Below are 25,908 nucleotides of genomic sequence, written 5' to 3' on the forward strand. Positions count from 1 at the left end.
ACCGCCGCGGCGAACGGCGTGATCTTCGCCTCCGCCAGCGCACGGACCGTCTCCCGGAGCATCTCGTGCTCCTCCGACGGGCGATACAGGTCGAAATCAGCGGATCCCGCCACCGTCACACACTCCCACGCTTGCTAACTACCGTTAAGTAACCCAAATGGTAGGGCGTGACCGGGCCCCGATCCAGGCCCCGACTATGCTCGGGACGGCATTCCGCCCGACCCCCAACGGAGCCACTGGAGTCCGCATGGCCCTCAAGATCACCGTGATCGGCACCGGCTACCTCGGAGCCACCCACGCCGCGGCCATGGCGGAACTCGGCTTCGAGGTGCTCGGCCTGGACGTCGTGCCCGAGAAGGTCGAGATGCTCGCGGCGGGCCGGGTCCCGATGTACGAGCCGGGCCTCGAGGAACTGCTCGCGCGACACGTCGACGGGATCGAGGGCTCCAGCGGGCGGCTGCGCTTCACCACCTCCTGGGAGGAGGTCGGCGCCTTCGGCGACGTCCACTTCGTCTGCGTCAACACGCCGCAGAAGCACGGCGAGTACGCCTGCGACATGAGCTACGTCGACGCCGCCTTCACCTCGCTCTCGGGAGTCGTACGCGCGGGCGCGCTCGTCGTCGGCAAGTCGACCGTGCCCGTCGGCTCGGCCCAGCGCCTGGCCGCGCTGCTGCCCGACGGCGTCGAGCTCGCCTGGAACCCGGAGTTCCTGCGCGAGGGCTTCGCCGTACGGGACACCCTGCACCCGGACCGGGTCGTCGTCGGCGTGCCCGAGGGCGCGCGCGGCGAGCGGGCCGAGAAGGTGCTGCGCGAGGTCTACGCGGTGCCGGTGGCCGAGGGGTCGCCGTTCGTCGTCACCGACTACCCGACCGCCGAGCTGGTGAAGACCTCCGCCAACTCCTTCCTCGCCACCAAGATCTCCTTCATCAACGCCATGGCGGAGGTGTGCGAGGCGGCCGGCGGCGACGTCGCCAAGCTGGCGGAGGCGATCGGCCACGACGAGCGGATCGGCTCGAAGTTCCTGCGCGCCGGCATCGGCTTCGGCGGCGGCTGCCTGCCCAAGGACATCCGGGCCTTCATGGCCCGGGCCGGCGAGCTGGGCGCCGACCAGGCGCTGACCTTCCTGCGCGAGATCGACTCCATCAACATGCGGCGCCGCGCGTCCATGGTCGAGATGGCCCGCGAGGCGCTCGGCGGCGGCTTCCTGGGCAAGCGGGTCGCGGTGCTCGGCGCGACCTTCAAGCCGGACTCGGACGACGTCCGCGACTCGCCCGCGCTCAACGTGGCGGGCCAGATCCACCTCCAGGGCGGCCAGGTCACCGTCTACGACCCCAAGGGCATGCCCAACGCGCGCCGGCTCTTCCCGACGCTCGCCTACGCGGACTCGGCGCTGGACGCGGTGCGGGGCGCGGACGTGGTGCTGCACCTGACGGAGTGGCGCGAGTTCCGGGACGGTCTCGACCCGGCGGAACTGGCGGGCGTGGTCTCCTCGCCCGTCGTCCTCGACGGGCGCAACGCCCTCGACCCGGCCCGCTGGCGCGACGCCGGCTGGACCTACCGCGCCATGGGCCGCCCCCGCGCCTGACGGCCCGCCCGGCCGGTCCTCGGCGGAGCGGACGCGCTCAGTCCTTGGTGGCCCAGACCCACTCCACCCCGAAGCCGTACGCCCGGTCGACGAGCTGCTGGTTGCTCACGCGCGGCGTCGCGGTGAACCAGCGCACCTCGCGCCGCAGCGCCATCCCCTCGGCGCCCGCGGTGATCAGGGCGATCGCGCAGGCCGTGGCACCGGCCGGGGCGTCGTCCAGGAGGATCCGGAAACCTCCCGACGGCGCCGTCACGGTCACGGCCGCGCCCAGGCTGCGGAAGTCCACCGCGCCCTCGTAGACGAGGGTGTAGACGAGCATCCGGCGGATCAGACCGCGGTACTCCAGGTTCGTCCGCAGCGTCTCGCCGTCCGAGGACGCGCCGGTCCGGTCGTCCTGGTCGAGCTGGGTGTACGGAGGCGCGTCCAGGGCGCCGAAGGTGTCGCCGAGCGCCTGGACGACGTGCACCGATCCGTCCACGAGTTCGACCAGGCAGCCGAGGTCCAGGTCCGCGCCGGTGGTGGCCGACCAGTTGAGGTTGGCCTGGAGCACTCCCCTGCCGACGACGAGCCCGCGCGGCGCCGCCTTGGTCAGCAGGGACTCGGTCCGGCGCGCGGGCCGCTCCTCGCGTCCGTACGAACGATCCTGCGGCTTCCTCGGCTCCGAGCGCTCCGAGGGCACCGAGGGCACCGAGGGCTCCTTCGGCCTGAGCCGGACGACTCCTCGCGGGCGATCTGACGGCATGTCTGTTCTCCCTGGCAGAGCGGAAGTTCGAGAGGCACAGTATCGGTGAGTGGGCTACGATCTGCTCCCATCCGGGGGACGGCAAGGTGCTTCAGGCGCGCTGGGGAGCGCGCGGGCACCCACGGCGGCGCCCCCTGATCTCTCACGTGGGGGTGGGCATGCCCGTCAGTTCTCCGGCGGATCGTCACACGGTGGCCCGGGACATCGAGAATCTGGCCGGCGAGGCCGAACTCGCCGCGCGCGCGGACGAGTTGAGGGAGCTGAGCCGGGCGCTGCGGGCCGCGGACGCCGACTCCCGCCCGCTCGACCCGTGGACCGACCTCGATCTGCTCGGCGCGTACGCCCGCCCGGAGAGCATCACCGTCCCGCAGACCCGCGAACACGCCGCCTGGAGCTGGCTCGAGACGCTGCTCGGCGGCCTGGTCTTCGTGCCGCTCGCGCTGACCTGGCTGGGGCTCACCCGCGCGTCCAGCGCGTACGAGGCCCTGACCGGCACGGACCCGAAGGCCGCCACCCGGCCCTTCCTCCAGCTCTGGCAGTCCGGCTTCGAGGGCCGGCTGACCGGCTTCTTCACCTTCGGCCACGTCGCCGGCTTCGCGACCGGCGCGATTCTCCTCCTGCTCGTGCTCGCCGTGCTGCACGGCTGGCGGCGGGCCGAGACGGCCCGCCGCGACAAGGCGGCCGAGCAGCGCGCCGACGACCTGCTGCGCCGCCTGGTGCCCGTACTGACCCGGGCGCAGCTCCACCTCCACGCCCACCGGCTGTCGTCCCCGGTGCGGTTCGCCGAGGAGCTGACGAAGTCCGCGCGCACCCTCGACCGGCTCGGCACCCGGGCGGCCAAGACCCAGCAGGTCCTGACGCAGGCGGCGACGCTGGTCGGCGAGTCGCTGGACAAGGCGCAGGAGCGGCTGGCCGGCGTGGACGGAGCGGTACGGCCGCTGGAGTCGGCCGCGAGCCGTATCGAGGCCGCGGTGAGCGACGGCGGCGTCATGGTGCGCAAGGCACTGGAGGACGTACGGGGCACGAACGGCGAGGTCCGGGAGGTCCTGGAGAAGGCCGGCGGGCGGGTCGAGGACTCCGTCCTGACCCTGGCCGCCGCGCAGCGCTCCTTCACCACGGGCCTCGAGGTCTCGGGCGACCTGTCCGGGCAGGTGCTCGGCCGGCTCACCAAACTCGTCGAGGCCTCGGCCCGCGACGGCGAGGACGCGCGGGCGCTGCTGGGCCGGTTCGCCGACCAGGCGGACGCGCTGGCCGTCGTGGCCGAGCGGCTCGGCCGGGCGGCCGAGACCCTGGAGGCCGCGCTCGACCGCGACGAGGAGCGCGCGGCGGCCGAGGTGCGGGGCGCGGCCGTCGAGATGCGGGGCGCCGCGCAGGTCGCCGACCGGAGCGCGGCGCAGGTCGCCGACCGGCGCACCGAGCAGGTCATCGAGCAGGTCGCCGATCGGGCCGAGGCGCGGTGAGGGCGCCGCGGTTCAACCCGCTGCACCTGGCCGGCTGGCTGTTCGCGGACATGCTGCTCGTCCTCGCCCTCGTCGCGATGGGCGACCAGGGCGACCCGCTGGCGGCCGCGAGCCCGCGCCCCGGTGCCTCCGCGAGCCCGAAGCCCGGTGCCTCCGCGAGCCCGAAGCCGAAGGGGCCGCGAGCGGTCACCCGTACGCCGGTGAAGGTGTCCATCGACGCGGCGGCGGGCGACCGGGCGGCGATGCGCGCGCGGCTGCGGGAGGTCACCGCGCGCTACGAGGGACGCCAGGCGGCGTTCGTCCTCACCTTCGGCCGGCATCCCGACCCGGGCGCGGGCGGCGACTACGCGGGCGAGGTCAACGCCCAGCTGGCCAAGGCCCGTCCGGGCATGTTCAAGGGCGCGACCACGCGCGACTTCTGGAAGGGCGGCGCCTCGGGAGGGCACGCCGACATCGAGATCTACTTCTACACGTACTGAGTAGGGAAGCGAACCATGCAGATACTTCCGTTCTACCTGCTGTGCGACGAGTCGGGTTCGATGGCCGGCGACAACGTCGACGCCCTGAACACCACCCTGCCCGACCTGCACCACGAGATCAGCACCAATCCGACCGTCGCCGACAAGACCCGCTTCTGTCTCATCGGCTTCTCCACCGACGCCCAGGTGCTCCAGCCGCTGGTCGACCTGAGCGACATCGACGAGGTGCCCGCGCTCTCGGCCGGCGGCCTCACCTCGTTCGGCAACGCCTTCCGCACGCTGCTGCGCTGCATCGAGGCGGACGTCGCCGCCCTGAAGGCCGAGGGCCACGAGGTCTACCGGCCGGTCGCCTTCTTCATGTCGGACGGCATCCCGACCGACGACGACTGGCAGCAGGCGTACAAGGACCTGACGGAGTCGCGTTACTGCCCGAAGATCATCGCCTTCGGGGTCGGCGACGCGGAGGAGTCCACCATCGCCCAGGTCGCGAACTTCCGTGCCTTCATCCAGCAGGACCGGAACGTCTCGCCCGCGGCCGCGCTGCGCGAGTTCGCCTCCAGCCTGACCCGGTCCATCGTGAAGTCGGCGACCAGCATCGCCGCCGACGGGACGTCGGACTTCACGCTGACCGTGGAGGAGAGCGTGCCCGGCTTCGCGACCGTGTCGCTCGACAAGCTCTGAGGACGAGGTCATGGAGCAGCAGCCGGAACAGCAGAAGACGGCGGACGGGCCCGCGCCCGCCGTCCCGGCCCAGGAGGCCCCGCCCGTGGAGGCCGCCGGCGAGGCCGTCGACGACGCCACCGCACAGGACGGCCCCGCCCTGCCCGACCGACCCGCCCAGCCGGACGGCCCGGCCGTCCTCGACCGGCCCGCGCACCCGGACGGCCCCGCCGTCCCCGACCGGCCCGAAGCCCTGCCGGAGACGGCCGCGGCTCTGCCGGACAAGCCCGCAGCCCTGCCGGAGACGCCCGCGGCTCAGCCGGACCGGCCCGTCGCCCTGCCGGAGACGCCCGCCGCCCGGCAGGAGACGCCCGCCGCCCCGCCGGACCGGCCCGCCGGGCCTCCGGTGCTCGGTGTTCCACGGCACAGCGGGCGCAAGCCGCCCAGTTATCCGCCCGGGCCGCAGGGCCGGCCGCGGGTGGCGGACGGGAACGCCTCCGCGGTGCTGCCCGACACCGTGCTCGACGGCGCCGCCTACGGTCCGCTGACCGTAAGGGCGGCCTCCGTGCGTGGCGACTCGCACCGCTATCTGGGCGAGCCGCGGCAGGACGCGCTGACCCTGGCCGCGCTCGGCGAGCCGGGTGCCGGCGAGCTGCTCATGCTGGCGGTGGCCGACGGCGTCGGCTCGCGGCGCCTGTCCCATGTCGGGGCCTACCTGGCCTGCCAGATCGCCGCGTGGACCCTCGACCCGTGGGCCGGCGAGGTGTACGAGGCGCTGGCCGCCGGCCGCGCGGACCGCTTCGCGGAGGTGGCGGACCAGACCGTGGAGCGCATCGCCACCCGGCTGCAGCACACCGCGTCCACGAGCGGCGGCGACCCGGCCGCGTACTCCACGACCCTGCGGGTCCTGCTCGTCCCGCTCGATCCGGGCGTCCGCACCCGGGGCCTGTTCACGGTCGGCGACGGCGGAACGGCCCTGCTCCGCGACGGGCGGTGGGACCTCGCGCCCGGCGAGCCCGCACGCCCCGCGCGGGAGGAGGCGGACTCGGGAATGATCGACACCCGGACCGCGGCGCTGCCGCTGGCCCGTACGGCGTCGGCCCGGCTCCTGACGACCCGGCCCGGTGACGTCCTCGTCCTGTCCACCGACGGGCTGTCCTCACCGCTGGCGGGCGAGGCGGACATGCGGGAGTTCCTCGGCTCCGCGTGGGGCGGCGGCACGGTGCCGGAACCGGCGGACTTCCTCTGGCAGTTCCAGTACCGGGTGAAGTCGTACGACGACGACCGCACCGCCGCCGTGCTGTGGGAGGCGCTGCCGTGACGGCGGGCGACGGGGCCGACGTGGAGCAGTCCGCCCTCACGCTGCCGCGGAAGCTCGCGACCGGCGGCCAGGGCGAGGTGCACGAGGTGGGCGGGCCCGAGGGCCTGCTCTTCAAGAAGTACCTGGAGCCGCACAAGGTCGACGGGGCCGCGCTCGCCGCGCTGGTGGCGCTGCGTCAGGGACTCGCGCCGGCCGACCGGCAGCGGCTCGACCGTGACACCGCCTGGCCGCTGTGCCGGGTCACGGACGGCGGCCGGACGGCCGGTTTCCTGATGCGCCGGGCGCCCGCGGCCATGACCTGGCGGTCGGCGAAGGGCGACGGCAGGCTCATCGAGCTGTCGTATCTGCTGCGTCCGCCGAAGGCCGCCTGGCAGGCGGTGCGCCAGCCGACGCCCGCCGAGCGGTACGCGCTGGTGGTGTCGCTGGTGGACCTGTTCCAGTGGCTGCACACGATGGGGCTCGTGGTCGGCGACCTCTCGCAGGCCAATGTGCTGTGGTCGGTCGATCCGCATCCCGCCGTGCACCTGCTCGACTGCGACGGGGCACGGATCACGGGCCGGCCGCCGGTCCTCGCCCAGGCGGACACGCCCGACTGGCTGGACCCGAAGGCTCCGCCCGGCATGGTGAGCGTCGACAGCGACCGCTACAAGGCGGCCCTGATGATCGGCCGGATCCTCGCCCAGGACGCGTACGTCACGCCGGCGCAGCCGTTGTCGCCGCTCGCGGGGCTCCTCGACGAGCGGCGGGAGACGGCCGTGAGGCGCTTGTGGGAGCTGGCGGACGGGCCGTACGGCACCCGGCCCGATCTCGGCCAGTGGCGTACGGCGCTGGCCGGGCGGGACACGATCAGGCTGATCGCGGCGCAGCCCGCGCCGCGGCCGGCCGTGGACCGCTCGCGGTTCGACGAGGACGTGAACCGCAGGCGGGGCACGATCCGGCTGCGGAGCGAGGACGAGGCCGGGACCTGACCGGGCGGCCGAGGCCCGGACCTGACCGGGCGGCCGAGGCCGGGGCCTGACGCGGCGGGCCAGGCCGGGACCTGGCCTCGCGGGCCGGCCGGCTCCTCGCCGGGCGAGCCGCCCGCGGGTGGGCCGGCGCGGCCAGCCGGGTGCGCCGGCTCTCCGGCGGTGTTACGAGGACAGGGACGCGAGCGTCGCGACGGACGGGCCGCGCAGCGCGCGCTGCTCGCGGGCCACGGCCTCCGCGTCCCGCAGCACGCGGACCGCGTTGGACCAGGTCAGCTTGGCCAGGTCGGCCTGTGACCAGCCGCGGTGCAGCAGCTCGGCGACCAGGTTCGGATAGCCGGCGACGTCGTCGAGGCCGGACGGCGTGAACGCGGTGCCGTCGTAGTCGCCGCCGATGCCGATGTGGTCGATGCCGGCGGCCTCGCGCATGTGGTCGAGGTGGTCGGCGACCGTGGCGGCCGTGGCGACCGGGCGCGGGTTGTCCGCCTCGAAGGCGCGGTGGATCGCCATCGCCTCCGGCGTGGTGGCGAGGTGGTGCAGCCCGTGGGCGCGCATGTTCTCGTCGGCGCGGGCCGTCCAGTCCACCGCCGCGGGCAGGATGAACTTCGGCACGAAGGTCGCCATCGCCACACCGCCGTTGGCGGGCAGCCGCTCCAGGACGTCGTCCGGGATGTTGCGCGGGTGGTCGCAGACCGCGCGGGCCGAGGAGTGCGAGAAGACGACCGGCGCGGCCGTGGTGTCCAGCGCGTCCCGCATGGTCGAGGCGGCGACGTGCGAGAGGTCGACGAGCATGCCGGCGCGGTTCATCTCGCGGACGACCTCGCGGCCGAAGGCGGTCAGACCGCCGTGCCGCGGCTCGTCGGTGGCCGAGTCCGCCCAGTCGTTGTTCTCGTTGTGGGTGAGCGTCATGTAGCGCACGCCGAGGGTGTGCAGGGCGCGCAGGGTGGCGAGGGAGTTGTTGATCGAGTGGCCGCCCTCGGCGCCCTTGAGGGAGGCGATCCGGCCTTCCTTGCGGGCCGTCTCCACGTCGTCGGCGGTCAGCGCGGGCGCGAGGTCCGCCGGGTAGCGGGCGAGGAGCTGGTCGACGACGTCGATCTGCTCCAGGGTGGCGCTGACGGCGGCGTCGCCGGCGAGGCGGCCCGGCACGTAGACCGACCAGAACTGGGCGCCGACGCCGCCGGCCCGCAGCCGGGCCAGGTCGGTGTGGAGCGCGCCGCGGAGGTCGCCGGCGATGTCGAGCCGGTCGAGGTCGTAGCCGCAGTGCTCGCGCAGCGCCCAGGGCAGGTCGTTGTGCCCGTCGACCACGGGAGCGGAGGCGAGGAGTTCCCGCGCCTCCGCGAGGCGCTCGGCCGCGCTCACCGGGCGAACCCGAAGGACTCCGCGCCCTCGACCTTGGCCCGCAGCCGCTTGCCCTTCTCGGTCGCCTGGTCGTTCAGCTCCTGCTGGAAGTCCCGCATGCGGGTGAGGAGTTCGGCGTCGTGCGCGGCGAGGATCCGGGCCGCGAGCAGGCCCGCGTTGCGGGCGCCGCCGACCGAGACGGTGGCGACCGGGACGCCGGCCGGCATCTGCACGATCGACAGGAGCGAGTCCATGCCGTCGAGGTACTTCAGCGGCACCGGCACACCGATGACCGGCAGCGGGGTGACGGAGGCCAGCATGCCCGGCAGGTGGGCGGCGCCACCGGCGCCCGCGATGATCGCCTTGAGGCCGCGGTCGGCGGCCTCCTCGCCGTACGCGATCATCTCGCGCGGCATCCGGTGCGCGGAGACGACGTCGACCTCGTACGGGATCTCGAACTCGTCCAGGGCCTGCGCCGCGGCCTCCATGACGGGCCAGTCGGAGTCGGAGCCCATGACGATGCCGATGAGCGGGTTCGCAGCGGGCGTGTTACTCAACGATCGTTCCTCGCAGGTAGTCGGCGGCGTGACGGGCGCGCTCCAGCACGTCGTCCAGGTCGTCGCCGTAGGTGTTGACGTGGCCCACCTTGCGACCGGGCTTCACGTCCTTGCCGTACATGTGGATCTTGAGCTGCGGGTCCCGGGCCATGCAGTGCAGGTACCCCTGGTACATGTCCGGGAAGTCGCCACCGAGAACATTGCACATCACGGTCCACTTCGCGCGCGGGCGCGGATCGCCGAGCGGCAGGTCGAGGACGGCCCGCACGTGGTTGGCGAACTGCGAGGTGACCGCGCCGTCCTGGGTCCAGTGGCCGGAGTTGTGCGGGCGCATGGCCAGCTCGTTCACGAGGATGCGGTGGGTGCCGTCGGCGTCGACGACCTCGAAGAGCTCCACGGCCAGGTGGCCGACGACGTCGAGCTCCTTCGCGATGCGCAGCGCCAGCTCCTGCGCCTGGCCGGCCAGCTCGTCGTCCAGCTCGGGCGCGGGCGCGATCACGGTGTCGCAGACGCCGTCGACCTGGCGGGACTCGACGACCGGGTAGGCGACGGCCTGGCCGTGCGGGGAGCGGACGATGTTCGCGGCGAGCTCGCGCACGAAGTCGACCTTCTCCTCGGCGAGCACCGCCACGCCGGCCTTGAAGGCGTCGTGGGCGTCGTCCGGCGTGCGGACGAACCAGACGCCCTTGCCGTCGTAGCCGCCGCGCACGGTCTTGAGGATGATCGGGAAGCCGTCGCCCTCGGCGGCGAAGGCCGCCGCGTCGGCCGGGTCGGCCACGATGCGGTGCCGCGGGCTCGGCGCGCCGATCTCGTCGAGCCTCGCCCGCATCACCCCCTTGTCCTGGGCGTGCGCGAGGGCCGCGCGGCCGGGCCGGACGGCGATGCCGTCCGCCTCCAGGGCCGCGAGGTGCTCCGCGGGCACGTGCTCGTGGTCGAAGGTGATCACGTCACAGCCGCGCGCGAAGTCACGCAGCGTGTCCAGGTCGCGATAGTCGCCGATGACGACGTCGCTGACCACCTGGGCCGCGGAGTCCTGCGGGGTGTCACTGAGGAGCTTGAACTTGATGCCGAGGGGGATGCCCGCCTCGTGGGTCATACGGGCGAGCTGACCGCCGCCGACCATGCCGACTACCGGAAACGTCACCCTCTTAGGGTATCCGCACAAGTTCCGGACCCTCGTCCGGCTGTGTTTTGTCACAGTCGGAGTGGGCTCGCGCACGGATCGCGAGCATCACAGGCGGGTGACAGGCCGGGTGGTTAGCATGGCTGGGTTGACGTCGTAGCGGCGTCGGCCGCCCCATCCGGAACCGACAGGACAGAGCCATCACGATGAGTGAACCCGGCGCGCTGCGCCTGCGACTGGACCGGCTCGTCCGCGAGGTCGCCAAGTTCGGCGTGGTCGGCGGACTGGGCGTCGGGGTGAACCTGGGCGTCTTCAACCTCGTCCGCCACGTCACGGAGCTGCCCGTGGTGCGGGCCAGCGTGATCGCGACCGTCGTGGCGATCCTCTTCAACTACGTGGGGTTCCGCTACTTCACGTACCGCGACCGCGACAAGTCGGGCCGCACCAAGGAACTGGCGCTGTTCCTGCTGTTCAGCGTCATCGGCATGGTGATCGAGAACGGCGTGCTGTACACGGCGACGTACGGCTTCGGCTGGGACACGCCGCTGCAGAGCAACTTCTTCAAGTTCTTCGGCATCGGCGTCGCGACCCTGTTCCGCTTCTGGTCGTACCGCACGTGGGTGTTCCGGGCGCTGCCGGCGAAGGAGGCGGTACAGACCGCCGAATCGTTCCTGGAGCAGGCGCCCCGCCAGGCCACCCGCAAGCAGCCCGACCGGGTCTGACGTCGTACGCGGGCCGGCGGGCCGGGCGCGTCAGCGCACCGGGCGTTCCGGGGCCGGTTCCGTACGGCTCCTGACCTCGCGGCTCAGGAACAGCGCGAACACCGGCGGGTGCTGCTGGAGCAGCTCCAGACGCCCGCCGTCCGCCTCCGCGAGGTCCCGGGCGACCGCCAGGCCGATGCCGGTGGAGCTGCGGCCGCTGACCGCCCGCTCGAAGATCCGCGCGCCGAGGTCGGCCGGGACGCCGGGGCCCTCGTCGGTCACCTCGATCACGGACTGGTTGCCGGTGACCCGGGTGCGCAGCGCGACCGTGCCGCCACCGTGCATGAGCGAGTTCTCGATCAGCGCGGCGAGCACCTGGGCGACCGCGCCCGGGGTGCCGACGGCCCGCATGCCCTGCTTGCCGGAGTGCACGATGGCCCGGCCCGCGCTGCGGTAGGCCGGCCGCCACTCCTCGATCTGCTGCTTGATCACCTCGTCCAGGTCGAAGGCGACGGCGGAGCCCGTGCGCGGGTCGCGCGAGTTCGTCAGGAGCCGCTCGACCACGTCGGTGAGCCGCTCGACCTGGGTGAGCGCGATCGTCGCCTCCTCCCTGACCGTGTCGAGGTCGTCCGCGACGGCGACCTCCTCCAGGCGCATGGAGAGCGCGGTCAGCGGCGTACGGAGCTGGTGGGAGGCGTCGGCGGCGAGCCGGCGCTCGGCGGTGAGCATCCGCGCGATCCGCTCGGCGGAGGCGTCGAGCACGTCCGCGACCCGGTCCAGCTCGGGCACCCCGTACCGCTTGTGCCGCGGCCTCGGGTCCCCGGACCCGAGCCGCTCGGCGGTCTCGGCGAGGTCGGTGAGCGGCGAGGCCAGCTTGTTCGCCTGCCGTACGGCGAGGAGCACGGCGGCCACCACGCACAGCAGGGCCACGGCGCCGGTGGTCAGGGAGGTGCGGAGGACCTCGGAGGTGATCGCGGAGCGGGACTCCTCGACCACGACCGTCTCGCGGCGCTCGCCCTCGGCGACGCCCCGGATGACGCGGCCGGTGGGCGGGGTGCCGATCTCGATCGGCTCGCGTCCCGGGATGTGGATCCGCGCGTACCGCTTGGCGCCGCTCTGCTCGGCCAGGATGTCCGGGTTGACCGGCTCGCCGCCGACCAGCCGGCTGTCGACGATGGAGACGATGCGCAGCGCCTCGGAGTCCACGCTCTCCTGGGCGCTGCTGGAGATCGTGCGGGTCTCGACGATGACGAGCGAGCCGCCGAAGACGGCGATGACGACGAGCACCACGGCGAGCGTGGAGTTGATCAGACGGCGGCGCATGGCGGGATCGGGTCAGCTCTTCTCGAAGCGGAAGCCGACGCCGCGGACGGTGGCGATGTAGCGCGGGTTCGCCGCGTCGTCGCCGAGCTTCTTGCGCAGCCACGAGATGTGCATGTCGAGGGTCTTGGTGGAGGACCACCAGGTGGTGTCCCAGACCTCGCGCATCAGCTGGTCGCGGGTGACCACCCGGCCGGCGTCGCGGACCAGGACGCGGAGCAGGTCGAACTCCTTGGCGGTGAGCTGGAGCTCCTCGTCGCCCATCCAGGCGCGGTGCGACTCGACGTCGATCCGCACGCCGTGGGTGGGGGGCGCGGCGGCCGGCTCGGTGGCGCCGCGCCGCAGCAGGGCCCGGACGCGGGCGAGCAGCTCGGCGAGCCGGAAGGGCTTGGTGACGTAGTCGTCGGCGCCCGCGTCGAGGCCCACGACGGTGTCGACCTCGTCCGCGCGGGCGGTGAGCACCAGGATCGGCACCGTGTGGCCGTCGGCGCGCAGCCGCCGGGCGACCTCCAGGCCGTCCATGCCGGGCAGGCCGAGGTCCAGCACGACCAGGTCGACTCCGCCCTGGAGTCCGGCGTCGAGGGCGGTCGGGCCGTCCTCGCGCACCTCGACCTCGTATCCCTCCCGCCGCAGGGCGCGGGCCAGCGGTTCCGAGATGGAGGCGTCGTCCTCGGCGAGCAGTACACGGGTCATGAGGTGATGGTAGTCCGCGGCGCGGGGCGGTCGGGGCGTGATCCACGGGGCGGCGGGGAAGCCTGTGGATCTTGGAGCGTAACTTCCTCATGACCTTCGAATGAGGGAAGTTGGTTCCAGAACCGCCTGTGATCCATCTCTCAAGTCCTTCCATATCAGGCAGTGTCGTGCCGTATGGTGGCGAGAGTTCTGTAGCGGTAATCGGGGACCTTTGGTCGTGTTGGTGCGCCAAGGGTCTCTTTTCTGCACAAGGCGGCCCAGGCGGCCTTGAGGACAGTGAATGACCTGTGGGCCGGGTCCTACGGCGCGAAGAAGGCGCCAGGGCGTGGATCCCGGAGGGGCGCGATCGCTCCCCGCCGGTGCCGGCCTCCCCCACCGGGCGCTCTCCGCTCACAAGGCGCGCGTCCCGACAGAGCAAGGATCGACATGGCGTCCAGCCTGACGACGGCTTCCACCGGAATGCCCCGGTACCAGAAGACGTTTCTCGGCCACCCCCGCGGCCTGACCACCCTCTTCTTCACCGAGATGTGGGAGCGTTTCTCCTACTACGGCATGCGGGCCCTGCTGGTCTACTACCTGGTCTCCGGCGGCGTCGACGCCGCCAAGGGCAGCCAGGGTGGCGGTCTCGCCATGACGGCGGCCACGGCCACGGCCATCTACTCCGTGTACGTGTCGATGGTCTACCTCATGGCCATGCCCGGCGGCTGGTTCGGCGACCGCGTCTGGGGCGCCCGCAAGACCGTCGCCATCGCCGGCTTCGTGATCATGGCCGGTCACATCTCGCTGGCCCTGCCCGGCCAGGCGATGTTCTTCGTGGGCCTGGCGCTCGTCGCCGTCGGCTCCGGCCTGCTCAAGGCCAACATCTCGACGATGGTCGGTCACCTCTACAACGGCCCGGACGACCCGCGCCGTGACGGTGGCTTCACGCTCTTCTACATCGGCATCAACCTCGGCGCCTTCGTCTCCCCGCTGCTCATCGGCACGATCGGCAAGGAAGTCAGCTGGCACCTCGGCTTCGCGCTCGCCGCGGTCGGCATGGGCCTGGGTCTCGCCGTCTTCCTCGCCTTCGGCAAGAGCCTCAACCCGAAGAGCAGCGAGGTCCCGAACCCGCTGACGCCGGCGGAGCGCAAGGGCATCCTGGTCAAGGTCAGCCTCGTCCTGGTCCTCGCCGCCGTCTTCTACGGCGCGGTCGTCGCCCTGGGCATGTACACCCTGAACTGGGCCCTGGTGCCGCTCACCCTCGCCGGCCTGATCATCCCGATCGCCGTCCTCGCCCGCATCAAGCGCGACAAGGACCTCGACCGGTCCGAGCAGTCCCGTGTGACCGGTTACATCTGGTTCTTCGTGGCCGCCGCGGTCTTCTGGATGATCTACGACCAGGGTGGCTCGACCCTGTCGCTCTTCGCCGACGACAAGACCGCCGACACGGTCTTCGGCCTCGGCTTCTCCGCCACCTGGTACCAGTCCCTGAACCCGCTGTTCGTCATGGCGCTGGCCCCGGTCTTCGCCTGGCTGTGGCTGTGGCTGGCCCGTAAGAACCAGGAGCCGAACACCATCGTGAAGTTCGCGATGGGCATCGTCCTGGTCGGCATCTCCTTCTTCGTCTTCATCGTCCCGATGAACATGGCGGGCGACGGCACCAAGGTCTCCCCGATGTGGCTCGTCTCGATCTACATGATCCAGACCATCGGTGAGCTGTGCCTCTCTCCGGTCGGCCTGTCCGTCACCACGAAGATGGCGCCGAAGAAGTACGCCTCCCAGATGATGGGTGTCTGGTTCCTCGCGGTCACCGCCGGTGACTGCACCACGGGTCTGCTCTCCATCGCGGGCGTGGACCTCAACGGGACCGGGATCATCGCCCTGCAGGCGGCGCTCGCCGTCGTCGCCGGATTCGCGATCTACATGTACCGCAAGAAGGTCCAGGCGCTCATGGGCAGCGTCCACTGAGCTCGTAGGTCCGTACGGAGGGCCGCCGCACCGGATTCGGTGCGGCGGCCCTCCGCCGTTCTCCCGGGAGCGTCAGCGGCGCAGCCGCGCCCACGGGGTGAAGGTGAAGACCGCGCCGCCCAGCAGGATCACCGTGCCCGCGACGAGGGCGAGGGCGCGCAGGGCGCCGTCGTCGGCGGCGCCGGTGTCGGCGAGTCCGCCGCCCGAGCCGCCGGAGGCGGTGGTCGCGCCGCCGCTGCCGCCGGAGGCGCCGCCGGCCTGCTTCTCGGTGTCCAGGGTGAGCGAGGCCTGGACGGAGCCCTTGACCTCGCACGGGATCACGATCGGCGAGCCGCCGAGCGAGACGCTGATGGTCAGCTTGCCCGGGCTGAGCGTGGCCTTGCCGCTGGCGCCGGGCTTGTACGTGCCGGTCATGTCGGTCAGGTCGACGGGCTTGCCCGCCTCCAGCGGGGCCGGGTTGGGCGCGCCGGTGACGGTGACCGTGCCGCTGTCGGCGCCGCCGATCCTGACCGCCATGGAGGGCTTGAGCGCGCCCTTGGGCAGGGCGGCCGGGCTGTTCATGACGCCCTTGGCGGTCTTGACGGTGAGGTCGTAGGAGCCGCCGTTCTTCCTGGCGTTGACGGTCACCTTGGAGGTGATGGAGGACGGGCCGGGGGCCTGGCAGGTGAAGTTCACCGCGACCTCCTTGCCGGGGAAGTCGGTCTGCCCGCCGCCTCCGCCGGAGGCGGACCCGCCGGAGGTGCTGCCTCCGGAGGACGTCGTACCGCCGGAGGACGTCGTACCGCCGGAGGAGGTGGAGCCGCCGCCGGAGGTGCTGCCGCCGGAGGTGCTGCTGCCTCCGGAGGTGCTCCCTCCTGAAGAGCTGCCTCCCGAGGAACTGCCGCCGGAGGCGCCGCCGCCCGCCGTCACCTTGATCGTGGCGCCGACCGCCACCGTCTCCTTCGGCGAGCACTTCGTGTCCGTCGACATCGGCTTGGACACGTTGATCGTGTACTTGTCGGGCGTCAGCGTGATCTCGCCCGCCTCCTCCAGCTTCAGCTTGCCCTTCATGTCCGGCAGGACCATCGGACTGTTCTTCGGGATGGGCGGGTTCTGCCGCGGGCCGTCCACGGTCAGGGTGCCGCTCGCCGCGCCGCCGATCTTCACGACGCCGGTCGGCTTCACCGTGTCCTTCTCCAGGTCGAGGATGTCGGGGTTCTTGGAGGCGGCCTGGACCGTCTTCCACACCACCTCGACCTCGTCGCCCACCTTCGCCTCCGCGGGCGCGGTGATCTGCACCTTCGTGGTGCCCTGCACCGGCGGCAGGCCGGAGATGGAGGGCGGGATGCACTCGGTCTTGTACGAGACCTCGGCGGCCAGGGCGGGGCTCGCGGTCAGCAGGATCCCCGCGCCGCCGAGCATCAGCGCGACCCCGGCCGCGCTCATCCTCCGTTGCGTGCTCACTGGTGTCCCTTCGTCGTCGGGCTGTTCTCTGACGGTGCGGAGTCGGGGGTGAACCACGGCAGGACCGCGGTCGGCCGGTCCTCGGCGGTGGCGGCCACCGCCTCGGGCGCGGGTCCGGCGGCGGCGCCCTGTCCGGGCCGAGGAACGGCGCGGAGGGTACGGACGGGGCGGACGGCGCGGCGGGCGCGCGGGCGGCGCACGGCGGGCGCCGGCCGGACCCGGTCCACGACCGCCATGCCGATACGGAACAGGGCGGCCGGCACGACGACGGCGAGCAGCAGCCAGAAGAGCGTCACGCCCCACGGGCGTCCGACGCCCCACGGCTGCTCGACGATCACCTTCCCGCCGTAGCGGACCGAGACCTGGTAGTCGCCGTGGGCGCCCGCCGTCAGTTCGACCGGGAGTCTCACCAGCGCCTTGCGGCCCGGCTCGATCGTGCCGCGCCACTGCCGCTCGTCGTACCGCGGCGCGAACACGCCGTGGCTGCTGCCGACTTCGAAGACCGGGTCCTTGACCGGCGTCTGGCCGAGGTTGCCGAGGGTGAGGACCACCTCGCGGCGGGCGGGCGCGCCGAACCAGACCAGGACGCCGCTGGAGCCCTCCAGGCGGGCCGAGGTGAGCACGACGAGCCGGCCGCCGCTGCCGGAGTCCTCCGGAAGCGGCGCGGTCGGATGGCCGGCGACCGTGAACGCCACGTCCACCGTGTCCGGTTGGCCGGTCACTCCGGCGACGTGGACCACGCACGGGCACGGCTTGGGCGGTTCGGCGACCGGCAGCTTCTGGCTGAAGGCGCCCTTGGCGTCGACGGTGGCGGCGCGGCCGTCGGTGTTGGCGCAGGAGTTGGTGCCGCCGATGACGCCCTTGCCGGGCGCGGACTGGCCGCAGATCAGCAGCATGAGCAGCGCGCCCGGCTTCCAGCCGGAGCCGCTGACGGTGATCTCGCCGCCCTTGCCGCCCTGGTCCTGCGAGAGCGCGACCTCGGGCCGCCCGGCCGCGGCGGCGGGGGCCGCGGGCAGCAGGACGAGCGGGACGAGAAGAAGGGCGGCGAGCAGGGCGGCGAGCAGGGCGGTGAGCAGGGCGGTGAGCGGCGCGCCCGTCGCCGTACGCGGGTACGTCATCGTTTCCTCCGTATCGCGTACGTGGCCGCGCCCGCCGCCGCGAGGAGGACGGCCGCGGCGGCGCCGAGGCCCGTCGGAGAGGCGAACGCGGCGTCCGTGCGGGCCGTCGCGGGCGCGGCTCCGGGCGCGCCCGCGGTGAGCCGGACGGTGACCGAGTCGAGCGCGGGCGGGTCGGGCCAGGGTTCGGTGCGGGTGACCCGCTCGCCGGGGCGCAGGACCAGCGCGAGGGCGCGTTCGGGGCGGTCGAGCACGATGCCGAGCAGGCCCTCGGCGCGTACGGCGAGGCGCGGGGCGAGCACGGTGTTGCCCCGGTTGACGAGCGTGTAGCGCACGCCCGCGCCCGAGCCGTCCGAGCGGTCGACGTGGACGTCCTCGACGGTGAGCGCGCCGAGCCGCGGCCCGCTGACGCGCAGGTGGAGCGGGACGACGGCCTCCCGGCCGCCGGCACTCGCCCGTACCGCGCCGCGGTGCTCGCCGGGCGGCGTGTCCGCGGTGACGGTCACGGCGAAGGGCACGTCCGCCCGGGTCCTGGCGGGCACGGTCACCGCACGCGCGGCGAAGGCGACGCTCGCGCCCTGGCCGCTGAGCCGTACGGTGAGCGGCTCGGCGCCGGTGTTGGTGACGGACAGCGTGTCCTGGAGGACGCTGCCGGCCGCACCCTCCAGATAGACGTACGGCCGCCCGGCGGCGGCCGCGACGCTCCAGCGGGCCGCGGCGGGAGAGGCCGGCGCGGCCACCTCGGGCGGCGCGACCGGGGTCGCGGCCCAGGCCGGGGCCGGGGCGAGGAGGGCGGTCAGCAGGGCGGCGCCGGCCGTGGCCGCCCGCATCAGCGGGCCGGGCGGCGGGTGAGCCAGAGGACGCCGGCCGTGCCGGCCAGGAGCACGGTGCCGCCGAGGGTGCCGAGCGCGGTCGCCGAGTCGAGCGGGCCCGTCTTCGGCAACTGGCCGCCGTCGCCCGTTCCCGTACCGCCGGAGGGGTCGTCGGACCCGCCCGCCGCCGTCACGTCCAGCTCCAGGGAGGGCTTGGGGCTGTTGGTGGGCTTGCAGACGGCCGCGTCCATGCCGAGCGCGTGCACGGTGAGCGTGCCGGCCGTGAAGGTGACCTTGCCGCTCTTCCTCGGGGTGTACGTGCCCGTCAACTGCCCGATCTTGATGGGCGTGTTGGCCGGGATCAGCGCCTCGTTGGGGACGCCCTTGACCTGGACCCTGCCGCTGCCGGCGCCGCCGAGGACGAGTTCGGCGCGGGGCGTCATGACGCCCTTGGGCAGCTCGACGGGGCTGTCGGAGACGCCTTTGTCGAAGGACATCGTGATCGTGTACGCGTCGCCGTTCTTGACGGCTTTGACGTCGACGGGCGAGACGGCGCTCTTGGGGCCGATCTTCGTCTCGCAGGCGTAGTCGACGTCGACGACGGTGGCGTGGGCGGCGGGGGCAAAGAGCAGGACGGCCGAGCCCGCCACCGCAACCGCCGCCGTCAGCACACTGGCTGTTCTCCTCCGGTACGGCACCTCGAGCACCCCTCACCGCAACATTGCTGACGGTCTATCAGATTGGCCGTCAAGGTACGCCCGAGGCGTTGTGGAGGGAAGAGAGAGGCGTGTGAAAGTACGGCGCAGGGCCCGGGGCGGGGCCGGGGTCACGGGGCCGACGTCACGGGCCGGGTCTACGGGCTGGCCTACGGGCTCCGGTTCAGGAGCCGGCGGGCCACGCGCTACGCCGGGGCGGCGAGTTCCGCCCAGACCGTCTTGCCGGGAGCGCCCGGCACCCGATCGACGCCCCAGTCGCGGCAGAGCCGCTGCACGATGAACATGCCGTGCCCGCCCGGCCGTCCGGCCCGGTGCGGGGAGCGCGGCGCGGGCTGGCCGGCGCCGCGGTCGGCGACCTCCAGGCGCAGCACCCCGTCCCGGCGGACCACGCGCAGCGCCTCCGGCCCCTCGGCGTGCAGGCAGGCGTTGGTGACCAGTTCGGAGACCACGAGCAGGACGTCCTCGGCGGCGGCCCTGCGGTCGGCGGTGGCGGCGGGCAGCCAGCCCCAGTCGTACAGCGCCTGCCGGGTGAAGTCGCGGGCGAGCGGAACGGTGCCGCTGGCCTCCCCGAGGGCGAGGGTGCGGACGTCGGGGTCGCCGGAGGCGGACTCCATCAGCGCTTCACCTACCTCACCGATTCAACTGGTTGACGAGTTCAGGACACAGGGACCCCGGAAGGCCGGGGCGGAGAGCGGGCGGGCGGGGCCGCGGGAGGCTCAGTCGGGAAGGGCCGAGTCGAGCGTGGCGTGGACCGTGAAGACCGCGTCCGCGCCGGTGATCTCGAAGACCCTGGCCACCGCGGGCCGCATCGCCGCCAGATGGACCCCGCCGCCTTCGGCGTCGGCCCTCAGCCGGGCGCCGAGCAGGACGTTGAGTCCGGTGGAGTCACAGAACTCGAGCCGTGAACAGTCGAGTACGAGGCGTGTCCGTCCCTCGTCGAGCGCCCGGTCGAGTGGCGCACGCAACAGCTCGGCGGTGTGGTGATCGAGCTCACCCACCGGGGTGAGCACTTCGCTCGCCCCGACGGTCCGGACCTCGACCCGGAGTCGCTCGGGCGTGCTGCCGATGTGTTGGCGGTACATGCGTCGAACCATACAAGCGCACCGGCGTCCGCCGCACACAAGCTCCACCCTAAAAGCTCCCAAACAGGACAATTGCCACTTGCAACCATCCCGCTCGACCAGGTAGGGCTAGAAGCACACCTTCCACATAGCCGGCCACGGAGGCGCCGCACACCGCACCCAGTCCAACGATGGAGGAGAGCATGTCCCCCCGGCTCGACGTAAAGGAACGCCTGGAACTGCCGCGGATTCCGCCCGTCGACGAGATCGCGCCGCAGGACGCGCGCGCTCTCTCGAAGACCCTCTTCGCCCGCCTGGGCGACCTGGAGGAGGGCACCCACGAGTACGCGTACGTCCGCAACACCCTGATCGAACTCAACCTGGCCCTGGTCAAGTTCGCCGCCTCGCGGTTCCGCACCCGCAGCGAACCGATGGAGGACATCGTCCAGGTCGGCACGATCGGCCTCATCAAGGCCATCGACCGTTTCGAACTGACCCGTGGCGTCGAGTTCCCGACGTTCGCGATGCCGACGATCATCGGCGAGATCAAGCGCTTCTTCCGGGACACCTCCTGGTCGGTGCACGTCCCGCGCAGGCTCCAGGAACTCCGCCTCGAGCTGGCCAAGGCCGGCGACGCGCTCGCCCAGCGCCTGGACCGCGCGCCCACCGTCGAGGAGCTCGCCCGCGAGCTGGGCATCGGCACCGACGAGGTCGTCGAGGGCATGGCCGCCGCCAACGCGTACACCGCGAGCTCGCTCGACGCCCCGCCCGAGGAGAACGACTCCGACAGCGGTGTGACCCTCGCTGACCGGCTCGGCTACGAGGACCACGGTCTGGAGGGCATCGAGTACATCGAGTCACTCAAGCCCATGATCGCCTCGCTGCCGGCCCGCGAGCGCCGCATCCTGTCGCTGCGCTTCACCGCCGGCCTCACCCAGTCGGAGATCGGCGAGGAGCTCGGCATCTCCCAGATGCACGTCTCGCGACTGCTCGCGCGGACGCTGAAGCGGCTGCGGAAGGGCCTGACGGCGGAGGACTGAGCCCGTAGGGTGGGGAGGCCGCCGGAGGGAGCCCACGTGTCCGTACGCCGCGTCGTACCGAATCTGCGCGTCCGCAGACCGGAGGAGAGCCGGGACTTCTACGCCCGGCTCGGCCTCGAGCCGGTCATGGACCACGGCTGGATCTCCACCCTCGCCTCCCCCGCCGTCCCGGCCGCGCAGCTCAGCCTGATGACCCGCGACGCCACCGCCCCGGTCGACCCCGACCTGAGCGTGGAGGTCGAGGACGTCGACGCGGTCTACGAGGCCGTGCGCGCGGCCGGCGCGGAGATCGTCCACCCGCTCCAGGACGAGTCCTGGGGCGTCCGCCGCTTCTTCGTCCGCGACCCGGACGGCCGCGTCGTCAACGTCCTCTCCCACGGGTGAGACACCGCTGAGACCAGCACCCGCACGCCACCCCACCCACCGCCCCGCGCCCGGCGACGGGCCCGTCGGCTCGGCCGGCCCTCCGGGAAAGCCCCGGCGGATCCTGCCCACGGAGGCCCGGTGTCCCGCACCGCCCACCACTTCCGCCCCACTCGCGGACCCGCCGCCGACGCACGCTGCGGCGGCCCTTGGCATTCCCACGTGCTGTACGGCCTGCGGTACGACGCACGGGGCCGGGTCTCCACGGTCCGCCGCGCGGTGGAGGTGCGCTCCTTCGCCCGCTATGGTCGGGACCCGTCCGTCGCCCGATGGGCGGCGGAGGAAGAACGGCGGGCCAGGCAGCGGCTGCGCGCGCGGGCCGGGCGGCTCGTGGGTCTCGTGAACCGTCCCGGCCGCGCCCTCGACGTCGAGGCGGCGGACCGGGTGGACGTGCCGCCCGCGCGGCACCGGCGGGCGGCTCTGTGGATGGCCTGAGCGCCTGGTCAGCCGCTGGAGCGGGCCGGCGCAGGCCCCGTGGCCCGGCGCGGTGAGATCTTCCCGCGCGCGCCGGGCTGAGGGCCGGGTCAGACCGTGCGTACGCCCTTGCGCCAGACCTCGGCGACCAGCGGCACGCCCGGCCGGTAGGCGAGGTGGACGTGGGACGGGGCGTCGAGGACGGCGAGGTCGGCGCGGGCGCCGACGGTGAGCCGGCCGACGTCCGTGCGGCGCAGGGCCGCCGCGCCGCCCGCCGTGGCGGACCAGACCGCCTCGTCCGGCGTCATCTTCATGTCGCGGACCGCGAGCGCGACGCAGAAGGGGACGGACGAGGTGAAGGACGAGCCCGGGTTGCAGTCCGTGGACAGCGCGACGGTCACGCCCGCGTCGAGCAGCCGGCGCGCGTCCGGCCACGCGGCGCGGGTGGAGAACTCGGCGCCGGGCAGGAGCGTCGCGACCGTGTTGCCCGAGGCGAGCGCGTCGACGTCGGCGTCGGTGAGGTGCGTGCAGTGGTCGGCGCTGGCCGCGTCCAGTTCCACGGCGAGCTGCACACCGGGGCCGTACGACAGCTGGTTGGCGTGCACCCGGGCCCGCAGGCCCTTCGCCTGGCCCGCGGTGAGGATCGCGCGGGCCTGGTCGCCGTCGAAGGCGCCCTTCTCGCAGAAGACGTCGACCCAACGGGCGTACGGGGCGCAGGCGTCCAGCATCTCGCCGGTGACGAGGGCGACGTACGCGGCCGGGTCGTCGGCGTAGTCCGGCGAGACGATGTGGGCGCCGAGGTAGGTGACCTCGTCCGTGTGCTCGGCGGCGATCCGCAGGGCGCGGGCCTCGTCCTCGACGGTGAGGCCGTAGCCGGACTTGGTCTCGAAGGTGGTGGTGCCCTGGCGGAGCGCCTCGGCCATGAACCGGCCCACGTTCGCGGACAGTTCGGCGTCGGTGGCCGCGCGGGTGGCCGCGACGGTCGTGCGGATGCCGCCCGCCGCGTACGCCTGGCCGGACATCCGGGCGTTGAACTCGGCGGTGCGGTCGCCGGCGAAGACGAGGTGCGAGTGGGAGTCGACGAAGCCCGGGATCACGGCCCGGCGGCCGGCGTCGACCCGGTTGTCAGTGGCGGGTGCTTTGCTGGATTCACCGACCCAGACGACACGGTCGCCCTCGATGACGACGGCCGCGTCCTGGATCAGGCCCAGGGGGGTTCCATCACCGAGGGAGGGATCGTTGGTGACGAGGCTGGCGATGTTGACGATGGCGGTGGCGTTCGTCGCCACGGCACTGTTCGCGCTCGTGGGAGCGGAGGTCGCCGGCGGGTTGTTCGTCGCCGCGGGGCTGCTGTCCATGGTGAGGGGTGTCTCCTTCAGCCGCGCAGGGCGGCGATCGAGTCCGCGAGGGCCCGGGCCACGTCGGGTACGGACCGGTGGACCCCGTCCCGTACGACATGGCGGCCGCCCACGATCGTGTGCCGGACGTCCGCGGCCGACGCTGCGAATACCGCCGTCTCGGCTGCCAGACGCGGCACCGGTCCCGCTGTCCTGACGGAGTCCAGGGCGATCGTCGTGAAGTCGGCGAGCGCGCCCGGCTCGAGCCGGCCCGCGTCGGTCCAGCCGAGCGCCGCCTGACCGTCCTCCGTGGCGGCCCGCAGCAGCGCCGCCGCGGTCCAGTGGCCGCGGGTGCGGGTGCGCAGGCGCTCGTCGAGTTCCATCGCCCGCGCCTCCTCCAGGAGGTCGATGACGGCGTGGCTGTCGCTGCCCAGGGAGAGCGGGGAGCCGGCGCGCTGGAGGGCGACGGCGGGGCCGATGCCGTCGGCGAGGTCGCGTTCGGTGGTGGGGCACATGCAGGTGCCGGTGGACGTGCCGCCGATGAGCGCGATGTCCTGGTCCGTCAGGTGGGTGTTGTGGACGCCCGTGGTGCGCGGGCCGAGGACGCCGTGGTCGGCGAGCAGCTGTGTCGGGGTGCGGCCGTGGGCCGCCTGGCAGGCGTCGTTCTCGGCGGTCTGCTCGGAGAGGTGGACGTGCAGCGGCGCCTGCCGGTCCTGCGCCCACCGGGCCACGGTGGCGAGCTGGTCGGCGGGGACGGCGCGCACGGAGTGGACGGCCGCTCCGAGTCGTACGCCCTCGCGTTCCTTCAGGGCGCTCACCCGCTCGGCCCACTTCTCGGCGGTGCCGTCGGTGAAGCGGAGCTGGTGGGGTTCGGGAGCCGCGCCGAAGCCGGAGGAGAGGTAGGCGGTGTCGAGGAGGGTGATGCGGATGCCGGCCTCGGCGGCGGCCGCGATCAGGGCCTCGCCCATGGCGTTGGGGTCGGCGTAGGGCGTGCCGCCGGGCGCGTGGTGGAGGTAGTGGAACTCGCCGACGGAGGTGATGCCGGCCAGTGCCATCTCGGCGTAGACGGCGCGGGCGAGGTCGAAGTAGGTCTCCGGCGTGAGCCGCTGGGCGACCGTGTACATGACCTCGCGCCAGGTCCAGAAGGTGCCGGAGCCGACCTGGACGGTGCCGCGCAGCGCCCGGTGGAAGGCGTGCGAGTGGGCGTTCGCCAGGCCCGGGACGGTGAAGCCGCGCAGGACGACGGCGCCGGGCGGCGGGGCGTCCACGCCGGTGCGGACGGCGGCGACCCGGCCGTCGGCGGACACGTCCAGGGCGACGCCCGGCTCGGCGTTCGTGCCGAGCCAGGCGTGCTCCAGCCAGTAGGTGGTCACCTGCACGCCAGGCCCTCCAGTACGTCGGCGAGTGCGCGGACGCCCGCCACGCAGTCGTCCTCGGCCGCGAACTCGGCCGGGGAGTGCGAGACGCCCGTGGGATTGCGTACGAACAGCATGGCGGTCGGGATCGAGGCGGACAGGATGCCCGCGTCGTGTCCGGCGCCGGTGCCGAGGACCGGGACCTTGTCGCCGGTGGACTCGCCCAGGATCCGGCTCATCTCGTCGCGCAGCGCGTGCCCGAACTCGACGACCGGCGTGAAGGACTCCCGTACGACGGCGAGGTCGACGCCGCCGCGGACGGCGTGCTCCCGGGCCGCCGTCTCGATGCCGGCGACGACGGCGTCCAGGGACTCCTGGTCGGCGGCGCGCGCGTCGAGCCAGCCGCGCACGAGCGAGGGGATGGCGTTGACGCCGTTCGGCTCGACGGCGATCTTGCCGAAGGTGGCGACGGCGCCGGCGAGTTCGGCCTCCCGACGGGCGGCGAGGACGGTCTCGGCGTACGGCAGCATCGGGTCGCGCCGGTCGACGAGCCGGGTGGTGCCGGCGTGGTTGGCCTCGCCGTGGAAGTCGTAACGCCAGCGGCCGTGCGGCCAGATGGCGGAGGCGATGCCGACGGCGTCGCCGGACAGGTCCAGGGCGCGGCCCTGCTCGACGTGGAGTTCGACGAAGGCGCCGATGCGGGCGAGCCGCTCCGGGTCCGCGCCGATCGCCGACGGGTCGAGTCCGGCGGCCTCCATGGCCTGCGGGAGGCTGACGCCGTCGGCGTCGCGCAGTTCGAAGGCCTTCTCCTTGGTCAGCTGCCCGGAGGTGAGGCGGGAGCCGACACAGGCGAGCCCGAAGCGGGCGCCCTCCTCGTCGCCGAAGTTGACGATGGCGAGCGGGCGCCTGAAGGAGACGCCGCGGGCCCGCAGTTCGTCGAGGGCGGCGAAGGCGGAGACGACGCCGAGCGGGCCGTCGAAGGCGCCGCCGTCGGGTACGGAGTCGAGGTGGGAGCCGGTGACGACGGCGTCGCCGGCGGCCGGGTCGCCGAGCCAGGCCCACTGGTTGCCGTTGCGGTCGGTCTCGACGTCGAGCCGGCGGGCCTCGGCCTGCATGCGGAACCAGAGCCGGCAGTCGGCGTCGGCGCCGGTCCAGGCGTAGCGGCGGTAGCCGCCGGAGGCGGGGGGGGGGGGGGGGGGGGGGGGGGGGGGGGCCCCCCCCCGGGGGGGGGGGGGGGGGGGGGGGGGGGGAACTGCATGAAGACGGAGCTCCAGGCGCCGGGGGCGAGGCTGGAGAGGTCG

Annotated in this window: 26 protein-coding genes; 11 read left to right on the plus strand and 15 right to left on the minus strand. The window is 73.3% G+C overall.

Features of this window, described 5'->3' with window-relative positions; all coding sequences use genetic code 11:
* The first annotated feature begins 247 nt into the window (after nucleotides 1-247).
* Nucleotides 248-1,585 carry a UDP-glucose dehydrogenase family protein gene (locus ACIGO8_RS29170; RefSeq protein ID WP_399736867.1) on the plus strand — a complete coding sequence of 446 codons (1,338 nt, stop codon included), beginning with the start codon at nucleotides 248-250 and terminating at the stop codon, nucleotides 1,583-1,585.
* Nucleotides 1,586-1,622: 37 nt separating this feature from the next.
* Here ACIGO8_RS29170 and ACIGO8_RS29175 read toward each other — a convergent pair whose 3' ends face one another.
* Complete coding sequence (locus ACIGO8_RS29175) at nucleotides 1,623-2,273, minus strand: tellurium resistance protein (protein WP_399736869.1); 651 nt, start codon at nucleotides 2,271-2,273, stop codon at nucleotides 1,623-1,625.
* A gap of 212 nt (nucleotides 2,274-2,485) precedes the next feature.
* On the opposite strand from ACIGO8_RS29175, the gene ACIGO8_RS29180 reads away from it, so the two are divergent.
* From ACIGO8_RS29180 to ACIGO8_RS29200, 5 genes are read left to right on the plus strand one after another with little or no spacing between them, the layout of a single operon-like run.
* Nucleotides 2,486-3,787 carry a methyl-accepting chemotaxis protein gene (locus tag ACIGO8_RS29180; protein WP_399736871.1) on the plus strand — a complete coding sequence of 434 codons (1,302 nt, stop codon included), beginning with the start codon at nucleotides 2,486-2,488 and terminating at the stop codon, nucleotides 3,785-3,787.
* Nucleotides 3,784-4,266, plus strand: a complete 483-nt coding sequence (locus ACIGO8_RS29185) for a hypothetical protein (RefSeq protein WP_399736873.1) — start codon at nucleotides 3,784-3,786, stop codon at nucleotides 4,264-4,266. Before ACIGO8_RS29180 ends, ACIGO8_RS29185 begins: the two co-directional genes overlap by 4 nt.
* Before the next feature lie 15 nt (nucleotides 4,267-4,281).
* Nucleotides 4,282-4,947, plus strand: coding sequence for a VWA domain-containing protein (locus ACIGO8_RS29190; RefSeq protein ID WP_399736875.1), 666 nt, complete (start codon nucleotides 4,282-4,284; stop codon nucleotides 4,945-4,947).
* A gap of 10 nt (nucleotides 4,948-4,957) precedes the next feature.
* Nucleotides 4,958-6,247, plus strand: a complete 1,290-nt coding sequence (locus ACIGO8_RS29195; protein ID WP_399736877.1) for a protein phosphatase 2C domain-containing protein — start codon at nucleotides 4,958-4,960, stop codon at nucleotides 6,245-6,247.
* On the plus strand, nucleotides 6,244-7,215 hold the full coding sequence (locus ACIGO8_RS29200) for a hypothetical protein (protein ID WP_399736879.1): 972 nt from the start codon (nucleotides 6,244-6,246) through the stop codon (nucleotides 7,213-7,215). The genes ACIGO8_RS29195 and ACIGO8_RS29200 overlap by 4 nt, the downstream gene beginning before the upstream one ends.
* A 162-nt stretch (nucleotides 7,216-7,377) precedes the next feature.
* Here ACIGO8_RS29200 and ACIGO8_RS29205 read toward each other — a convergent pair whose 3' ends face one another.
* The 3 genes from ACIGO8_RS29205 to ACIGO8_RS29215 are packed head-to-tail and all read right to left on the minus strand — an operon-like array spanning nucleotide 7,378 to nucleotide 10,251.
* Nucleotides 7,378-8,571, minus strand: coding sequence for a dipeptidase (locus tag ACIGO8_RS29205; protein ID WP_399736881.1), 1,194 nt, complete (start codon nucleotides 8,569-8,571; stop codon nucleotides 7,378-7,380).
* A complete protein-coding gene (gene purE / locus ACIGO8_RS29210) occupies nucleotides 8,568-9,065 on the minus strand; it encodes a 5-(carboxyamino)imidazole ribonucleotide mutase (protein WP_399737139.1) in 498 nt (165 codons plus the stop codon). The genes ACIGO8_RS29205 and purE overlap by 4 nt, the downstream gene beginning before the upstream one ends.
* Before the next feature lie 34 nt (nucleotides 9,066-9,099).
* The gene (locus ACIGO8_RS29215; protein ID WP_399736883.1) at nucleotides 9,100-10,251 is read right to left on the minus strand and encodes a 5-(carboxyamino)imidazole ribonucleotide synthase; all 1,152 of its coding nucleotides are present in this window, start codon (nucleotides 10,249-10,251) and stop codon (nucleotides 9,100-9,102) included.
* Between the two features lie 185 nt (nucleotides 10,252-10,436).
* Here ACIGO8_RS29215 and ACIGO8_RS29220 point away from each other — a divergent pair, with 185 nt between their 5' ends.
* Nucleotides 10,437-10,952: a GtrA family protein gene (locus tag ACIGO8_RS29220; RefSeq protein ID WP_399736885.1), complete on the plus strand. Its 516-nt coding sequence runs from the start codon at nucleotides 10,437-10,439 to the stop codon at nucleotides 10,950-10,952.
* 30 nt (nucleotides 10,953-10,982) lie between these two features.
* Here ACIGO8_RS29220 and ACIGO8_RS29225 read toward each other — a convergent pair whose 3' ends face one another.
* A complete protein-coding gene (locus ACIGO8_RS29225) occupies nucleotides 10,983-12,254 on the minus strand; it encodes an ATP-binding protein (RefSeq protein ID WP_399736887.1) in 1,272 nt (423 codons plus the stop codon).
* Between the two features lie 12 nt (nucleotides 12,255-12,266).
* Entirely contained in the window at nucleotides 12,267-12,944 is a 678-nt protein-coding gene (locus tag ACIGO8_RS29230) for a response regulator transcription factor (RefSeq protein ID WP_399736889.1), read from the minus strand.
* A 426-nt stretch (nucleotides 12,945-13,370) separates the two neighbouring features.
* Between ACIGO8_RS29230 and ACIGO8_RS29235 the strand changes: the two genes are divergently transcribed.
* Complete coding sequence (locus ACIGO8_RS29235) at nucleotides 13,371-14,891, plus strand: peptide MFS transporter (RefSeq protein ID WP_399736891.1); 1,521 nt, start codon at nucleotides 13,371-13,373, stop codon at nucleotides 14,889-14,891.
* 72 nt (nucleotides 14,892-14,963) lie between these two features.
* Here the strand turns inward: ACIGO8_RS29235 and ACIGO8_RS29240 are convergent, their stop codons facing one another.
* The 6 genes from ACIGO8_RS29240 to ACIGO8_RS29265 all read right to left on the minus strand — a co-directional run bounded on the left by ACIGO8_RS29240 (nucleotide 14,964) and on the right by ACIGO8_RS29265 (nucleotide 20,059).
* Nucleotides 14,964-16,316, minus strand: coding sequence for a hypothetical protein (locus tag ACIGO8_RS29240; RefSeq protein WP_399736893.1), 1,353 nt, complete (start codon nucleotides 16,314-16,316; stop codon nucleotides 14,964-14,966).
* 14 nt (nucleotides 16,317-16,330) lie between these two features.
* A complete protein-coding gene (locus ACIGO8_RS29245; RefSeq protein ID WP_399736895.1) occupies nucleotides 16,331-17,452 on the minus strand; it encodes a hypothetical protein in 1,122 nt (373 codons plus the stop codon).
* A complete protein-coding gene (locus ACIGO8_RS29250) occupies nucleotides 17,449-18,279 on the minus strand; it encodes a hypothetical protein (RefSeq protein ID WP_399736897.1) in 831 nt (276 codons plus the stop codon). The genes ACIGO8_RS29245 and ACIGO8_RS29250 overlap by 4 nt, the downstream gene beginning before the upstream one ends.
* Nucleotides 18,279-18,932, minus strand: coding sequence for a peptidase (locus tag ACIGO8_RS29255; protein ID WP_399736899.1), 654 nt, complete (start codon nucleotides 18,930-18,932; stop codon nucleotides 18,279-18,281). The genes ACIGO8_RS29250 and ACIGO8_RS29255 overlap by 1 nt, the downstream gene beginning before the upstream one ends.
* A gap of 230 nt (nucleotides 18,933-19,162) precedes the next feature.
* On the minus strand, nucleotides 19,163-19,591 hold the full coding sequence (locus ACIGO8_RS29260; protein ID WP_399736901.1) for an ATP-binding protein: 429 nt from the start codon (nucleotides 19,589-19,591) through the stop codon (nucleotides 19,163-19,165).
* Nucleotides 19,592-19,693: 102 nt separating this feature from the next.
* Nucleotides 19,694-20,059, minus strand: coding sequence for an STAS domain-containing protein (locus ACIGO8_RS29265; RefSeq protein WP_399736903.1), 366 nt, complete (start codon nucleotides 20,057-20,059; stop codon nucleotides 19,694-19,696).
* A 170-nt stretch (nucleotides 20,060-20,229) separates the two neighbouring features.
* Between ACIGO8_RS29265 and ACIGO8_RS29270 the strand changes: the two genes are divergently transcribed.
* The 3 genes from ACIGO8_RS29270 (at nucleotide 20,230) to ACIGO8_RS29280 (ending at nucleotide 21,936) form a co-directional block, all read left to right on the plus strand.
* Complete coding sequence (locus tag ACIGO8_RS29270) at nucleotides 20,230-21,078, plus strand: RNA polymerase sigma factor SigF (protein ID WP_399736905.1); 849 nt, start codon at nucleotides 20,230-20,232, stop codon at nucleotides 21,076-21,078.
* A 36-nt stretch (nucleotides 21,079-21,114) separates the two neighbouring features.
* Nucleotides 21,115-21,462: a VOC family protein gene (locus ACIGO8_RS29275; protein WP_399736907.1), complete on the plus strand. Its 348-nt coding sequence runs from the start codon at nucleotides 21,115-21,117 to the stop codon at nucleotides 21,460-21,462.
* A 201-nt stretch (nucleotides 21,463-21,663) separates the two neighbouring features.
* Nucleotides 21,664-21,936, plus strand: coding sequence for a hypothetical protein (locus ACIGO8_RS29280; protein WP_399736909.1), 273 nt, complete (start codon nucleotides 21,664-21,666; stop codon nucleotides 21,934-21,936).
* 89 nt (nucleotides 21,937-22,025) lie between these two features.
* Here ACIGO8_RS29280 and hutI read toward each other — a convergent pair whose 3' ends face one another.
* The 3 genes from hutI to ACIGO8_RS29295 are packed head-to-tail and all read right to left on the minus strand — an operon-like array spanning nucleotide 22,026 to nucleotide 25,881.
* On the minus strand, nucleotides 22,026-23,273 hold the full coding sequence (gene hutI, locus ACIGO8_RS29285) for an imidazolonepropionase (RefSeq protein ID WP_399736911.1): 1,248 nt from the start codon (nucleotides 23,271-23,273) through the stop codon (nucleotides 22,026-22,028).
* A gap of 17 nt (nucleotides 23,274-23,290) precedes the next feature.
* Nucleotides 23,291-24,631: a formimidoylglutamate deiminase gene (locus ACIGO8_RS29290; protein WP_399736913.1), complete on the minus strand. Its 1,341-nt coding sequence runs from the start codon at nucleotides 24,629-24,631 to the stop codon at nucleotides 23,291-23,293.
* The gene (locus tag ACIGO8_RS29295; protein WP_399737141.1) at nucleotides 24,622-25,881 is read right to left on the minus strand and encodes an allantoate amidohydrolase; all 1,260 of its coding nucleotides are present in this window, start codon (nucleotides 25,879-25,881) and stop codon (nucleotides 24,622-24,624) included. Before ACIGO8_RS29295 ends, ACIGO8_RS29290 begins: the two co-directional genes overlap by 10 nt.
* Between the last annotated feature and the right edge of the window lie 27 nt (nucleotides 25,882-25,908).

The organism is Streptomyces sp. NPDC053493 (assembly GCF_044544825.1).
Classification (GTDB): Bacteria; Actinomycetota; Actinomycetes; order Streptomycetales; family Streptomycetaceae; genus Streptomyces.